This is a genomic window from Methylobacterium sp. Leaf91 (assembly GCF_001422815.1).
GTDB lineage: Bacteria > Pseudomonadota > Alphaproteobacteria > Rhizobiales > Beijerinckiaceae > Methylobacterium.
Genome location: NZ_LMMP01000023.1, coordinates 47,241 through 61,685, shown reverse-complemented (window position 1 = coordinate 61,685; position 14,445 = coordinate 47,241). Strand labels below are relative to the sequence as shown.

At 67.4% G+C, this 14,445-nt stretch carries 13 protein-coding genes and 2 pseudogenes; 10 read left to right on the top strand and 5 right to left on the bottom strand.

What is annotated here, in order from left to right:
• Positions 1 to 11 precede the first annotated feature (11 nt).
• On the top strand, positions 12 to 2,066 hold the full coding sequence (uvrC, locus tag ASF32_RS14960) for an excinuclease ABC subunit UvrC (RefSeq protein ID WP_056429803.1): 2,055 nt from the start codon (positions 12 to 14) through the stop codon (positions 2,064 to 2,066).
• 18 nt (positions 2,067 to 2,084) lie between these two features.
• Here the strand turns inward: uvrC and ASF32_RS14955 are convergent, their stop codons facing one another.
• Both ASF32_RS14955 and ASF32_RS14950 read right to left on the bottom strand, forming a co-directional pair.
• Positions 2,085 to 2,423: a type II toxin-antitoxin system RelE/ParE family toxin gene (locus ASF32_RS14955; RefSeq protein WP_056429801.1), complete on the bottom strand. Its 339-nt coding sequence runs from the start codon at positions 2,421 to 2,423 to the stop codon at positions 2,085 to 2,087.
• Complete coding sequence (locus tag ASF32_RS14950; RefSeq protein WP_056429800.1) at positions 2,416 to 2,700, bottom strand: type II toxin-antitoxin system ParD family antitoxin; 285 nt, start codon at positions 2,698 to 2,700, stop codon at positions 2,416 to 2,418. Before ASF32_RS14950 ends, ASF32_RS14955 begins: the two co-directional genes overlap by 8 nt.
• Before the next feature lie 163 nt (positions 2,701 to 2,863).
• Here ASF32_RS14950 and pgsA point away from each other — a divergent pair, with 163 nt between their 5' ends.
• From pgsA to ASF32_RS14935, 3 genes are read left to right on the top strand one after another with little or no spacing between them, the layout of a single operon-like run.
• Complete coding sequence (pgsA, locus tag ASF32_RS14945) at positions 2,864 to 3,463, top strand: CDP-diacylglycerol--glycerol-3-phosphate 3-phosphatidyltransferase (protein WP_056429799.1); 600 nt, start codon at positions 2,864 to 2,866, stop codon at positions 3,461 to 3,463.
• A gap of 31 nt (positions 3,464 to 3,494) precedes the next feature.
• Complete coding sequence (moaD, locus tag ASF32_RS14940) at positions 3,495 to 3,746, top strand: molybdopterin converting factor subunit 1 (protein WP_056430470.1); 252 nt, start codon at positions 3,495 to 3,497, stop codon at positions 3,744 to 3,746.
• A 36-nt stretch (positions 3,747 to 3,782) separates the two neighbouring features.
• Positions 3,783 to 4,211 (top strand): GNAT family acetyltransferase, encoded by a 429-nt coding sequence (locus ASF32_RS14935; RefSeq protein WP_056429793.1) that lies wholly within the window; start codon positions 3,783 to 3,785, stop codon positions 4,209 to 4,211.
• Positions 4,212 to 4,241: 30 nt separating this feature from the next.
• Here ASF32_RS14935 and ASF32_RS14930 read toward each other — a convergent pair whose 3' ends face one another.
• Positions 4,242 to 5,159: a zinc ABC transporter substrate-binding protein gene (locus tag ASF32_RS14930; protein WP_244478087.1), complete on the bottom strand. Its 918-nt coding sequence runs from the start codon at positions 5,157 to 5,159 to the stop codon at positions 4,242 to 4,244.
• Between the two features lie 199 nt (positions 5,160 to 5,358).
• Between ASF32_RS14930 and ASF32_RS14925 the strand changes: the two genes are divergently transcribed.
• From ASF32_RS14925 to ASF32_RS14900, 6 genes are all read left to right on the top strand, one after another.
• Complete coding sequence (locus ASF32_RS14925; protein WP_056430468.1) at positions 5,359 to 7,137, top strand: ABC transporter transmembrane domain-containing protein; 1,779 nt, start codon at positions 5,359 to 5,361, stop codon at positions 7,135 to 7,137.
• A 56-nt stretch (positions 7,138 to 7,193) separates the two neighbouring features.
• The gene (locus ASF32_RS14920) at positions 7,194 to 8,231 is read left to right on the top strand and encodes an aldose epimerase family protein (RefSeq protein ID WP_056429790.1); all 1,038 of its coding nucleotides are present in this window, start codon (positions 7,194 to 7,196) and stop codon (positions 8,229 to 8,231) included.
• A gap of 69 nt (positions 8,232 to 8,300) precedes the next feature.
• Positions 8,301 to 8,861: a MarR family transcriptional regulator gene (locus tag ASF32_RS14915; protein WP_056429788.1), complete on the top strand. Its 561-nt coding sequence runs from the start codon at positions 8,301 to 8,303 to the stop codon at positions 8,859 to 8,861.
• A gap of 85 nt (positions 8,862 to 8,946) precedes the next feature.
• Entirely contained in the window at positions 8,947 to 9,582 is a 636-nt protein-coding gene (locus tag ASF32_RS14910) for a DUF4166 domain-containing protein (protein WP_056430465.1), read from the top strand.
• A 25-nt stretch (positions 9,583 to 9,607) separates the two neighbouring features.
• A complete protein-coding gene (locus ASF32_RS14905) occupies positions 9,608 to 11,110 on the top strand; it encodes a TIGR01777 family oxidoreductase (RefSeq protein WP_056429786.1) in 1,503 nt (500 codons plus the stop codon).
• 50 nt (positions 11,111 to 11,160) lie between these two features.
• The gene (locus ASF32_RS14900; protein ID WP_082470370.1) at positions 11,161 to 11,484 is read left to right on the top strand and encodes a YnfA family protein; all 324 of its coding nucleotides are present in this window, start codon (positions 11,161 to 11,163) and stop codon (positions 11,482 to 11,484) included.
• Positions 11,485 to 11,493: 9 nt separating this feature from the next.
• Here ASF32_RS14900 and ASF32_RS26585 read toward each other — a convergent pair.
• A pseudogene (locus ASF32_RS26585) lies at positions 11,494 to 12,478 on the bottom strand (FtsK/SpoIIIE domain-containing protein); the annotation flags it as partial.
• A 99-nt stretch (positions 12,479 to 12,577) separates the two neighbouring features.
• A pseudogene (locus ASF32_RS14895) lies at positions 12,578 to 14,317 on the bottom strand (DNA translocase FtsK 4TM domain-containing protein); the annotation flags it as partial.
• Between the last annotated feature and the right edge of the window lie 128 nt (positions 14,318 to 14,445).

The window sequence follows — 14,445 nt, the reverse complement described above, 5'->3', positions numbered from 1 at the left end:
AAGTCTCGGGCATGAGCCGCCAGCCCGCGAAAGACCTGTCTTCCCAACGAGACCTGCCGCCGGATTCGTTCGACGAGCGTGAGGACGCGGACGAGACCCCGGAACGTATCGACGACGGACCGGAGATCGATTTCGATTTCGAGGAAGGCGCTGTCAAAGCCGGCACGGAGATCATCCGCCGGTTCTGGACGACGCTGCCGTCGGGACCGGGCGTCTACCGCATGTTCGACGAGAAGGGTGATGTCCTCTACGTCGGCAAGGCAAAGAACCTGAAGGCCCGAGTCGGCTCCTATGCGAGGGGCCAAGCCCATTCCAATCGCATCGCCCGGATGATCTCACAGACGGCGGCGATGGAGTTCGTCACCACGGCCACCGAGACCGAGGCGCTGCTGCTCGAGGCCAACCTCATCAAGCAGTTGAAGCCGCGCTTCAACGTGCTGATGCGGGACGACAAATCGTTTCCCTACATCCTGGTCACGGCCGATTCCGAGGCGCCGCAGATCGTCAAGCACCGCGGCGCACGGCGGCGCAAGGGCAGCTATTACGGCCCGTTCGCCACCGTCTGGGCTGTGAACCGCACGGTCAACGCGCTCCAGCGCGCCTTCCTGCTGCGCACCTGCACCGACAGCTATTACGAGAACCGCACGCGGCCCTGCCTGCTCTACCAGATCAAGCGCTGCTCGGGACCCTGCACCGGGGAGATCGGCCTGCCGGAATATCAGGCGCTCGCCGAGAATGCGAAGAGCTTCCTCGCGGGCAAGTCCAACGCGGTGAAGGACCGTATGCGCGAGGAGATGCAGGACGCCTCCGAGAAGCTCGAATTCGAGCGTGCCGCCCGCTTCCGGGACAGGATCAGCGCGCTCTCGGCGATCCAGGGGACCCAGGGCGTCAACACCCAGGGCATCGAGGAGGCGGATGTGTTCGCCCTCGACGAACAGGCCGGCCAGTTCTGCATCGAGGTGTTCTTCTTCCGGAACTTCCAGAACTGGGGCAACCGCGCCTATTTCCCGAAGGCCGATCGCAGCATGACGCCGGACGAGGTGCTCGCCTCCTTCATCAGCCAGTTCTACGACGACAAGCCGGCCCCCCGGATCGTCCTCGTCTCCCATGCGATCGAGGATGCGGAGCTGATGGCAGCCGCCCTGTCGAGCCGCGCCGAGAACAGGGTTGAGGTTCACCAGCCCCAGCGCGGCGAGCGCAAGGCCCTGGTGGAATATGCCCAGCGCAACGCCAAGGAGGCCCTGGCGCGCAGGCTCGCGGACACCGCCTCGCAGGGCAAACTACTGGTGGCGCTCGGGCAATCGTTCGGATTGCCCGCCCCACCCCGCCGCATCGAGGTTTACGACAACTCTCACATCATGGGCACGAACGCGGTCGGGGGCATGATCGTCGCCGGCCCGTCGGGTTTTGCGAAGACGCATTACCGCACCTTCAACATCAAGTCGGAGGAGCTGACGCCGGGCGACGATTTCGGGATGATGAAGGAGGTGCTCCAGCGCCGCTTCAAGCGTCTCGTGAAGGAAAACCCCCGTACCGCCAACGAGGCGGCGATCTCAGCGAGCGAAGGCGGTGCGGCCGAGCCGGTTCCCGAATCGGACAGCGAGACCATGCCGGCTTGGCCGGATCTCGTCCTCATCGACGGTGGCAAGGGCCAGCTCGAAGCCGCCCGCACGGCGCTGGAGGAACTCGGAGTCACCGATGTCGCCCTCGTGGGCATCGCCAAGGGTCGCGATCGCGATGCCGGACGCGAGACCTTCTTCGTGCCCGGAAAGGCCCCGTTCAAGCTACCGCCGCGCGATCCGACCCTCTACTTCGTCCAGCGCCTGCGGGACGAGGCCCATCGCTTCGCCATCGGCACGCATAGGGCCAAGCGCAAGCGCGAGATGATCAAGAACCCCCTCGACGAGATCGCCGGCATCGGCCCGACCCGCAAGCGCGCCCTGCTTCACCATTTCGGGACGGTGAAGGCGATCCAGCGGGCCTCCCTGGAGGATCTGGCGACCACGCCCGGCGTCAACGCAGCCACGGCACGTGCAGTGTATGATTTCTTCCATGCCGGAGGCTGAGGCTCATAAACGCCTGGGTCAGGTGGGTTCGGTGCCGGGGTCGTCGTCTGACCGGCGATACAGAGCCTCGTAATCCTTCCCGCCATAGAAGATGTTGGTGATCCGGACCCTGTCGTCCTCGACCAGATAAGCGATCACGGCGGAACGCTCGAATGGCACTGTGCGAAGGCCGGATACGAGGTCGTCGCGTGGTCGACCGGCAGGAGGCGCATCTCCGATCCGATCACATCGGAACTTGATGCGTCGTACGAACGACGCGGCGACCGAGACGCTTCCACTCGCTTCGCGAACGAAGCGAAAAATGTCGCCAAGGTCGTCCAACGCATCCGGCCGGAAGGAGACCGGGAGTCTACGCACCCGAGGGCTTGGCGCCCTCGCCGGCGAACAGGCGTGCGAGGTGAAGGTCCGCTTCCATCGCCGTCAGATCCTGCCGGGCGTCACCAAGTGAGCGGCGAACACGAGCCCGTATCTCGGTCAAGCGCTCCGCTTCTTCGAGCCGTTGCCGCTGCCACAGTCGCAGCGCATCACGCATGACCTCGTTGGTCGATGAATACTCACCTGCCTCGATGCTTTCACGTACCGCCTGTTGGAGATCGGGCGTCATGGTGATGCTGATCGTGTCTGCGGACGACATGCGTGAGCACTCTATTCCCTCAGCGCATTGGTAGCACAAAATCCGGCTCGCCACATTCGGTTGCGATGGGCCCAGCGCGACGGCCTAGGTGCTATCGAAGCAGCTTGTCCGTTTGCATCATCGTGGTTGACCCCTCCCCCCCGCCCATGGTTTCACCGCGTCGATGACTGTCCTTCCTCTCCGACGCCGGTCACCGGCCTGGACGCTGGCGAATTGCCTGACCTACGGGCGGCTCGTCGCCGTCCCCGTCGTCGTGGCGCTGATGTACTGGCCGGACGAGCATGCGGCACGGTTCGCGGCTCTCGGCGTCTTCATCGCGGCCGCCATCACCGATTATCTCGACGGCTACGTCGCCCGGACCTACGATCAGAGCTCGGCCCTGGGACGCATGCTCGATCCGATCGCCGACAAGCTCCTGGTCGCCGCCTGTCTGCTGATGCTGGTGGCCGACAAGACGATCCATGACTGGAGCCTGTGGGCGGCCATCGTCATCCTGTGCCGCGAGATCCTCGTCTCGGGCCTGCGCGAATATCTGGCGGAGTTGAAGGTCAGCGTGCCGGTCAGCCGCGTCGCCAAATGGAAGACCACCCTTCAACTCGTGGCGATCGGCTTCCTCGTGGCCGGAAAGGCGGGGGAGACGATCCTCCCCCATACCGTCATCGCCGGAGAGGCCCTGCTCTGGATCGCCGCGGCCCTGACGCTCTACACGGGCTACGATTATATGAGAGCCGGCATCCGGCACGTGATGGACGATCCGCGCTGACCCGCCGATGCCACAGCCGGAAGGGCAGACCATGAAGCTCGTCTATTTCGCCTGGGTGCGCGAACGCATCGGCAAGGCCGAAGAGGTTGTGACCCCGCCGGCCGGTACCGAGACGGTCGCCGACCTCGTGGCCTGGCTGAGTGGAAGGGGCGAGGAATACGCCTACGCGTTCGAGAATGCCGGCATCGTGCGGGCGGCCATCGACCGCGTCCATGCCAAGCCGGATGCGCCCATCGCCGGGGCCACCGAGATCGCGTTCTTCCCGCCGATGACGGGCGGCTGAGCCGCCTCAAATCGTCTGCGAGGAGACCCTCACGCGATGACGCCCGTGATCCGTGAATTCCAGGACGCCGATTTCGATGGCGTCGCGGCCCTATGGCTCGCAGCCGGAATCTCTCGGCCGTGGAACGATGCGGGCAAGGACATCGCCTTCGCCCGCCGCGATCCGCACTCGACCATCCTGGTCGTCGAGCGCGAGGGGGCCGTCGCCGCCACCGCCATGGTGGGCGAGGACGGTCACCGGGGATGGCTCTATTACGTCGCCGTCGACCCGCGGTATCGCGACCTCGGCCTGGGCAGGGCGATCATGGAAGCAGCCGAGCGGTGGCTGTCCGCGCGTGGCGTCTGGAAGGTTCAGCTTCTCGTGCGCGAAGAGAACGAAGCGATCCGCCACTTCTACGAACATCTCGGCTACCGGGACACCCGGACGATCTGTCTGCAGAAAGTCATCGGCGAGACGGCGGGGTGAGTGGCTCCAGCCCAAAACCCCGCCGGGCACTCACTTCTTGCCGAGAGCCGCGCTGAAGGCGGCGATATTGCTGCGCATCATGGCCACGTAGGTGGCCGCCGGACCATCGGGACCCGACAGGGCGTCGGAATAGACCTTGCCGCCCACAATGGCTCCGCTCTCCCGCGAAATCTGCTGCATCAGGCGGGGATCGGCCACGTTCTCGAGGAAGACGGCCGGGATCTTGTCGCGCCGGATCTGCCGGATGATGCGAGCCACATCCTTCGGGCTCGCCTCGCTGTCGGTGGAGACGCCCTGCGGCGCGATGAAGTCGAGGCCGTAGGCGGCGGTGAAATAGCCGAACGCATCGTGCGTGGTGATGATCTTGCGATGTTCGGGGGGAATCGCCGCGATGGCCGCGCGGATGTCGGTCTCCAAACCCGCCAGGGTCGTCAGATAGGCCTTCGCGTTGGCTGCGTAGTCGGCGGCGTGTTCGGGATCGATGGTCGAGAGCCCGTCGCTGATGTTGCCGATGTAGATCCGCACATTGGCGATGCTCTGCCAGGCATGGGGATCGTCATGATGCGCGTGCCCCGCATGCCCTCCGCCATGGTCGTCGTCACCCTCGATGGGCTTCACACCCTTGGTCGCGACGATGACGGGCGCCTTCGTCCCGGAGGCCTTGATCAGCCTGTCGAGCCAGCCTTCCAGGCCGAGGCCGTTGACCACGACGAGATTGGCGGCCGTGAGTTTGCGCGCGTCCCCGGGGGCCGGGTTGTAGCCATGTGCGTCGGCATCGGGGCCGACGAGGGTCGAGACCTCGACGCGGTCGCCACCCACCTGCTTCACCAGGTCGCCGAGGATCGAGAAGGTCGCCACCGCCTTCAGCGGCTCGGCGGCATCCGCATTCCCGCCGAAGGCCGTGAGAGCGAGGGCGATACCGACCCACGCCGTAAGGCCCGTCTTCATGGCGTGACGTCTCGATCGCATACCCGTCGTCCTTCGCATCGGCTCCCGGAAACGGGCAGACCAGATGATCCGTCGCGCCGTGTAATGTAACACTATCACATTGCCAAGCCCGATGGCCTCGCTTGATCTTCCGGTCTCCGACCGGCAAACCCCCGACCGAGAGCCGGGAGCCCCCCCGCGCGACAGACAACGGATGAGCATGGCCCGTCGGCCGCTTCTGAGGGGTGAGACCCTCCCCCTCCTCGGCCGGGTCTGGCGCGAATGGCTGCGGCCGCATCGGGGCACCCTCGCCGTGGTGCTGGTGCTCATCGCCATCATCGGAGCGGCGACAGGCTTGTATCCCGCCCTGATCAAGGGGGCGTTCGATGCGTTCGACCACAAGGACCCGTCGGCCCTCACCTACGGACCGCTCATCGTCATCGCCATTACCTCGATCCGGGGCTTCGCCCTGTTCGGGCAGACGGTGCTGACCAATCGGGTCGTCACGCGGGTCGAAGCCGACATGCAGGCGGCGCTCTACGGCCACCTCATCGATTCCGACCTCGCCCAGCTCGGCCGCGAGAGCCCGGCGGCGTTCACCCAGCGCTTCACCACGGATTTCGCCTTCATCAAAGAGGCGCTGACCCGCATCTCCACGGTGCTGCTGCGCGATCTCGCCATGCTGATCGCCCTTGTCGTCGCGCTGCTCTGGATGGACCCGGTGCTCACCCTCGTGGCCGGCGTGGTCGTGCCCTTCGTCGCCGGCCCCATCGGCCGCATCGGCAAGAAGCTGAGGCGGGTCTCCACCACCACGCAGGAGCAGATGGGCCTCACCGCCAGCCTCATCACAGAGAGCCTGCAGGGCGCGCGCATCGCCAAGACCTACGCGCTGGAATCCTACCTGAAGGGCCGTGCATCGGGCGCGTTCGATACCGTCCGCCGCTTGAAGATGAAGGCGGCCAATGCCCGGGGACGCCTCGACCCGTTGATGGAGATCGGCGGGGGCTTCGCCGTGGCGGCGGTGCTGGTCCTGGTGGGCCAGCGCGTCATGTCCGGTGACCGCACGGTGGGCGATTTCACCGGCTACGTGGCGGCCCTGCTCCTGGCCGCGCAGCCCGCCCGCGCTTTGGGCACCCTCAACGCCATCCTTCAGGAAGCCGGGGCGGCGCTCCATCGCTACTTCGCCCTGATGGACGAAGCACCGCGCATTCGTGAAAAGCCCGATGCCGTGCCGCTGGTCATCACCGGCGGCGAGATCCGCTTCGAGGAGGTCCGCTTCCGATATCGCGAGGATGCGCCGGCGCTGGAGGGCATCGACCTCACCGTTCCCGCAGGCGCCACCGTCGCCCTGGTCGGCCGTTCCGGCTCCGGCAAGTCGTCTCTGCTGAACCTCGTTCCGCGTCTCTACGACGTGACGGGGGGCCGCGTTCTCATCGACGGCGCGGATCTGCGCGACGTGACGATCCCATCCCTGCGCGCGGCCGTGGCAGTGGTCTCCCAGGACGTGGTGCTGTTCGACGATACCATCGCGGCCAATATCGGGTTCGGCCGCCCCGGTGCGACCCGCGCCGGGATCGAGGCCGCTGCGGAGGCCGCCGCAGCGCATGGATTCATCACCCGGCTGACGGAGGGCTACGAGTTCCGCGTCGGCCCCTCCGGCGGGCGGCTGTCCGGTGGCGAACGCCAGCGCATCTCCCTGGCCCGCGCCTTCCTCAAGGACGCGCCGATCCTGCTTCTGGATGAGGCGACGAGCGCCCTCGATTCCGAATCCGAGCGGCTGGTCCAGGGCGCGCTGCTGCACCTGATGCAGGGGCGGACCACCCTCGTCATCGCGCACCGCCTCTCCACCGTGCGCGATGCCGACATGATCGTGGTGATGGAGGCCGGCCGCATCATCGAGACGGGGACGCATGACGCCCTGATGGCCTCGCAGGGTGGCTATGCCCGTCTGCATCGCATGCAATTATCCGGAGATGCGGAAGAGCCCGCCGCCCCCTGATCCGCATTCCGCGCGTTGAAGCGTCACGAATCCTCGCGCGTGAAACGGATGCCGGCATGGCAGGACAGGCCTTCGGACGAACGAAGGATGGGAGCCCCGTCACTCGATACAGGCTCGCCCGGTCTCGCCTGCGTGTCGACATCCTCGATTATGGCGGCGTGGTCAGCCGGATCGATACGCCCGACAGCGAGGGAGCCTGGACCAATGTCGTCCTCGGTGCGCGTGACGTCGCGGGCTACGAGGCCAGCGACGCGCATTTCGGCGCCATCATCGGACGCTACGCCAACCGCATCGCCGGAGGGCGCTTCAGCCTCGACGGACACGAATACCAATTGCCGCGCAATGTCGGTGGCAACACCATGCATGGCGGGACGAATGGGTTCGACCGTCGCGTCTGGCGGGTGATCCAGGCGGACGAGACGACCGTGGTTCTCGGCTATCGCTCAATCGACGGCGAAGAGGGTTTCCCCGGCAATCTCGATGTGGAAGTCGCTTACTCCCTCAGCGACGACCAGACCCTGCGGATCGACTACAGGGCCTGGACCGACCGGCCGACCATCCTCAACCTCACCAACCACAGCTATTTCAACCTCTCCGGCGAGGGCTCCGGTGACGTGATGCAGCATCGGGTCGCCATCGCGGCGGACCATTACCTCCCCACCGATGCCGACCAGATCCCCACGGGCGAGATCAGACCCGTGGCGGGCACCGCCTTCGATTTCCGCGAGCCCGAAGCCCTGGGCTCGCGCATCCGCGACGGGGATTCGCAACTCGCTCTGGCCCACGGCTACGACCACACCTTCGTGTTGCGCGAACCCGGCTCCCTCCGGCATGTGACGTCCGCCGTCGATCCTGCGAGCGGGAGACGGCTCGACGTCGCCACCACCCAGCCGGGCCTGCAACTCTACACCGCCAACATGCTCGACGGCACGGTGATCGGGTCCGGCGGGCGGCTGTACCGAGCCGGCGATGCGGTCTGTTTCGAGGCGCAGGGGTTTCCCGACGCGCCGAACCGGGCGGAGTTTCCCTCCACGACGCTCCGCCCTGGCGAGGTCTTCACCGTGACGACGACCTATCGTTTCAGCGCGGGCTGACGCACCGCCCGTCATCGCCCTAAGCGGCGGTCGCTTGACTTGGGTTCTTTTGTGTCTGTAATTTCTGTCATGACAGAAATTACAGACATCCCAGAAAAGCTCCCCGTGGCGGTGGAGCGCTTCATCCTCCACTGGGGCGATCTCGGCGGGCAATGGGGCGTCAACCGTTCCGTCGCCCAGATTCACGCCCTGCTCTACCTGTCGGACAGGCCCCTGGCAGCGGAGGAGATCGCGGCGACCCTCGGCATCGCGCGCTCCAACGTCTCGACGTCGCTCAAGGAGCTGTCGGGCTGGAACCTGATCCGGCGCGTCCCCGTGCTGGGCGAGCGCCGCGATCACTTCGTCGCCGAGACCGACCTGTGGGAGATGGTCACGCGCATCGCCGCCGGCCGCAAGGAGCGCGAGATCGATCCGGCGATCGCGGCCCTGCGCACCTGCGTGGCGCAGGCCGAGGGCGATCCGACCATCGGCGCCGTCGCATCCCGCCGCCTCAAGGCGATGCTCGAATTCACCGAGACCATGGATCGCTGGCACAGCCAGATGCTCGGCGTTCCGCACGCGACCCTCGCCAAGCTGATCCGCCTCGGCAGCCGGATCGTGCGCTTCCTGCCCTCCAAGCCCGAAGGCTGAACCGGGGACTGCGATCATGACCCTGACGGCGATGAGAGGGCCTTCCATGGGCCGGACGCCGCCTCCCCTCGGCGATAGTCCGGTGATGGCCCGTGCGCACGAGGCCGACCTCCGCGACCTGCGCTTTCGCAGCCTGATCGCGGACGAGGACTGGACCACTCTGTCGCCTGCGATCCGCCGGCGCTTCACCAAGCGTCTCCAACCCGGCACCGGCTCCGTCTATGTGGGCACCGTGGTCGAGACGCGGATGAGCCGTCTCGGCTGGGTCGTGGCACAAGCTGCCCGCCTCATCGGCGGCCCGCTCCCTACCTCACGGGCCAAGGGCCTCGCCAGCGTCGTCTCCGTGACGGAGGACCGGTCGGGGGGCGGGCAGGTCTGGACGCGGCTCTACGCGCGGCCGGACGGATTTCCCCAGACCGTCAATTCGGCCAAGCGCTTCGCCGGGCCCACCGGCCTCGAAGAGCATGTGGGCGGCGGTCTCGGCATGAGCCTCGATGTCTCCGTCGTCGAAGGCAGGCTGGTCTTTTCGAGCCGCCGCTACTTCCTCCGGCTGGGCGGATGGCGTCTGCCGCTTCCCGGTTTCCTGACGCCGGGCACCCTCACGGTGACCCACGGCGAGACCGGGACGAACCGCTTCGCCTTCATCCTCATCGTTCGTCATCCCTGGTTCGGCACGCTGATCCGCCAGGAGGCGGAGTTCCGCGACGTCGTCGACGCCTGATCCATCACGGGGGAGACCCGACATCATGACCTCGACCTTGCTGTGGTGGCTGATCGCCGTGCAGATCGCCATGGGGGCCTTCGACACCCTCTACCACCACGAACTAACCGAGCGCCTCGCCTGGCGACCGTCCCAGCGCGGCGAGTTGCGTCTCCATGCCGTGCGCAACTGGCTCTATGCCCTGCTCTTCCTCACCCTCGGTTTCGCCGAACCCAAGGGACTGCTCGCCTGGGCCATCATGGGCGTGCTCATCGTCGAGGTCGTCATCACGCTGATGGACTTTGTCGAGGAGGATCTGAGTCGGCGCCTACCGGCCACCGAACGGGTGAACCACACCCTCCTGGCGCTGAATTACGGTGCGATCCTCGTCCTCATTCTGCCGGTGCTGCTCGGCTGGGCCAGGGAGGCCACGGGCATCGCCTGGGTGAGCCACGGAGCCTGGAGCGCCCTCGCCCTCGCCGCCTCGCTCTCCGTCGCGATCTTCGGCCTGCGCGACTGGTTCGCCGCCGGGCGGTCCGAGCGCCTGGGCCTGCCCGCGCCGGCCGGGCTCGCGGACGTGCTCGCTCCGGCGCGGTCGATCCTGGTAACGGGCGCCACCGGCTTCGTCGGCCAGCGCCTCGTGGCGAGCCTCGTGGCGGCCGGCCACGAGGTGACGGTCCTGACCCGTGACGGGGCGAAAGCCGCGGCACTGCCCGCGCCGTTGCGGATCGTCACCTCCCTCGACCAACTGCCGGACGGCGCGCGGCTCGATGCCATCGTGAATCTCGCGGGCGAACCGATCGCCGACGGGCTGTGGACGCCCGCCAAGCGCCGCGCGATCCTCGCGTCGCGCCTGAGGATGACTCGGAGGCTCGCCAAACTGGTGGCCCGCCTCGACAGGGCACCTTCCGTCGTCGTCAGCGGCTCGGCCGTCGGATGGTACGGCCTGCGCGGCGATGACAGCCTCACCGAATCGAGCCCGGCGGCTTCGGCCTTCACCCAAAGGGTGTGCGCGGCCTGGGAGCGGGAGGCGATGGCAATCGCGGCCCTCGGCCCACGGGTCGTCCTCCTGCGCACCGGGCTGGTGCTCGGAATCGAGGGCGGCCTCCTCGCGCGACTTCTCATGCCGTTCGAGTTCGGCCTCGGGGGACGGATCGGCTCCGGGCGGCAATGGATGTCGTGGATTTCCCGCGACGACCTCGTCCGCCTGATCTGCCACGCCATCGCGACGCCGACCATGGCGGGACCGGTGAACGCCACCGCGCCGGAGCCGGTCCGCAATGCCGATTTCGCCGCATCCCTGGCGCGGCAGCTCCACCGCCCGGCAATCTTCCCGCTTCCGGCGCGGCTCCTGCGCTGGCTGGGCGGCGACTTCGCCGAGGAGATGCTCCTGGGCGGGCAGAGGGTGCTGCCCGAGAAAGCGCTCGCCAGCGGGTTCGCCTTCCGGCATGCCCGGCTGGATTCGGCACTCGGATCCATTCTGGGCCGGAGTGTCGGGCGGGAGGCGGAGGCCCGGCCCTCGCGGGCCGTCATCCCGCTGAGAGAATGACCGGCATGGGAACGCGGCGCGCGGCCCCCCTTTCGTGATGGAGCGAACCCCTGATTACCGCCCTCGTCTATACCGGCGCCGCTTTGGCCGAGATCGCCGGGTGCTTCGCCTTCTGGGCCTGGCTGCGACTCGGCCGGTCGGCCTGGTGGACCCTGCCGGGCGTGGCGTCCCTCGTCCTCTTCGCCGTGCTGCTCACCAGGGTGGAGAGCGACGCGGCGGGCCGGGCCTATGCCGCCTATGGCGGCGTCTACATCGCCGCCTCCATCCTGTGGCTGTGGCTCGCCGAGAGCCAGAGGCCGGACCGGTGGGATATGACCGGTGCCGCGATCTGCCTCGTCGGCACCGGGATCATCCTGTTCGCGCCGCGCGCCTGACGGCGCGCATCACATCTCGTGCGGATCGGGCTCGACCAGGATCTCGCGTTTGCCCGCGTGGTTGGCCGAACCGACGATCCCCTCAACCTCCATCCGCTCCATGAGCGAGGCGGCGCGGTTGTAGCCGATCTGCAGGCGGCGCTGGATGTAGCTGGTGGAGGCTTTCTTGTCCCGCATCACCACCTGCACCGCCTGGGCGTAGAGATCGCCGCCGCTCTCGCCGAAGCTGCCCTGGTCGAAGACCGCGCCGTCGACCTCGATCTCGTCGATCGAGCCCTTGGCCGATTTTCCGCCTTTGGTCCCCTTGTCGTCGTCCTCGCCATCGTCGGCGGTGACAGCTTCGAGATAGGACGGCCGTCCCTGGCGTTTCAGGTGGGCAACGACGCTCTCGACTTCCGAATCCGAGCAGAACGGGCCGTGGACACGGGTGGTGCGGCCACCACCGGCCATGAACAGCATGTCACCCTGGCCCAGCAGCTGCTCGGCGCCCATCTCGCCGAGGATCGTGCGGCTGTCGATCTTGGACGTGACCTGGAAGGAGATCCGGGTCGGGAAGTTCGCCTTGATCGTGCCGGTGATGACGTCCACCGACGGGCGCTGCGTCGCCATGATGAGGTGGATGCCGGCTGCGCGCGCCATCTGAGCCAGGCGCTGGATCGCGCCTTCGATGTCCTTGCCCGCCACCATCATCAGGTCGGCCATCTCGTCGACCACGATGACGATGTAGGGGAGCGGATTGAGGTCCATCTCCTCGGTCTCGTAGACCGCCTCACCCGTCTCGCGGTCGAACCCGGTCTGGACCGTACGGGTCAGGACCTCGCCGCGCCCACGGGCCTCGGCGAGGCGCGCGTTGAACCCGTCGATGTTGCGCACACCGACCTTCGACATCTTTTTGTAGCGCTCTTCCATCTCGCGCACGGCCCATTTGAGGGCGATGACCGCCTTCTTCGGGTCGGTGACGACGGGGGAGAGCAGGTGCGGGATGCCGTCATAGNTAGCGCTCTTCCATCTCGCGCACGGCCCATTTGAGGGCGATGACCGCCTTCTTCGGGTCGGTGACGACGGGGGAGAGCAGGTGCGGGATGCCGTCATAGACGGAGAGTTCCAGCATCTTCGGGTCGACCATGATCAGGCGGCACTCTTCCGGCTTCATCCGGTAGAGGAGCGACAGGATCATCGTGTTGATGGCCACCGACTTGCCGGAGCCGGTGGTGCCGGCGACGAGCAGGTGGGGCATCTTGGCGAGATCGGCGATGATCGGCTCACCGCCGATATTCTTGCCGAGGCACAAAGCGAGGCTCTGCTTCGTCTCGACGAAATCCGCCGAAGCGAGAAGCTCGCGCAGATACACGGTCTCGCGCCTGGCATTGGGCAGTTCGATGCCGATGGCGTTGCGGCCGGGAACGACCGCCACGCGAGCCGAGACCGCCGACATGGAGCGGGCGATGTCGTCCGAGAGCGAGATCACGCGGCTCGACTTGGTGCCGGGGGCCGGCTCTAGTTCGTAGAGCGTGACCACCGGGCCGGGGCGGACGGCGAGGATGTCGCCGCGCACGCCGAAATCGCTGAGCGTCGCCTCGAGCAGGGTCGCGTTCTGCTCCAGGGCTTCCGTCGAGACCTGGCTCGCCAGGGACAGGCTCGGTGCTTCGGCGAGCAATTCGAGAGCCGGATGGGCGTAGCTCTCCGCGCCATAGTTCTGGGCGACGGGCGCGCGCCGGATCGGCGCCGGAGCGGGAGACGGTGCCACAGGGGCGACGCGGGAGCGCGGGGGCGGCACAGACGCGGCCGGTTCCTCGGACGCATAGAACTCCTCGCCGCCATCATCCGGCTCGTCGTCGTGCAGGATCGGCTCCGGGAGGGGCCGGCGTGTCACCGGCCGGGGCTCCGCCACGGGCTGCGGCTCGAAGACCGGCTCGCGACGCGCCGAGGCGGCATCGCCTCTCGCCGGGTTTCCCATCTCCTGCGGTGCGTGGGTCGACCAGGGCGCGTCGTCTCCATCCGAGAACGCGCGGCGCGCGGCCAGAGCCGGCGAGGCGCCCGCATAGGCGAGGTCCGTGGCCGCCGCCGCCCTTTCGGCACGCCATTCGGCGATGCGCCTGGCGAGGGCGGTCCGGCCGCCCATGAGGAGATGCGCCAGGGTGCCGAGGGAGACGATGCCGAGGCTCGGCTCGTCCTCCTCATAGCGGCCGTCATGCCGTGCCGAGGATGGCGGACGCTGGTTGGACGCGGACGGAAGGGGCTGATCGTAGGGCTCCTCCTCCGGCTCCGCTCCGGCGCGGCAGGCACCCGTGAGGCAGAGGATCGCTACGGCCGCGAAGGCGAAGCCCACGAGGGCAGCCGCCGGCGACGCGATGGCGCCGACGATGAGTCGCGCGGTATGGATCAGGGCATCGCCCGCCACCCCGCCGAGACCGGTGGGAAGAGGCCAGCGGGCGGTGGGCGGTAGAGCGCTCGCCACCGCGCTCGCGGCAAAGAATCCGATGATCCAGAGGGTGAGCCGCAGCCCGCCCCGGGGTAATTCGCGCGATCGCATCAGCTGCACGCCCCAGAAGGCGGGCGGCAGGGCGAAAGCGAGAGAGCCCAGACCGAGGAGCTGCATCGCGAGGTCCGACACCACCGCACCGCCGGTGCCGAGCACGTTGTGCGCGGCATGATCGGTGGCGTGGTTGATGCTCGGATCGTCGATGGACCAGGTCGCCAGAGCGACCGTGAGCGCGGTCGCGCCGGCAAAGAGGATGAGACCGCCCATCTCCGTCATCCGCTTGGCCAAAAATGGCCGAAAGCTGTCGACGAAGGTGTCGTAAGGCGATGCGGAACGGCGGAGCGAGCGCATACGGGACCAGACGCAGGGAGAAACGATCCGGTAACGCTATGGCGACCGAGTTAACGGCTGTTTAAGGCTTAGAGATCGTTAGCGCGGTGCGTACAGATGTCCGTGCTTTCATGCACTGTCACGACGCG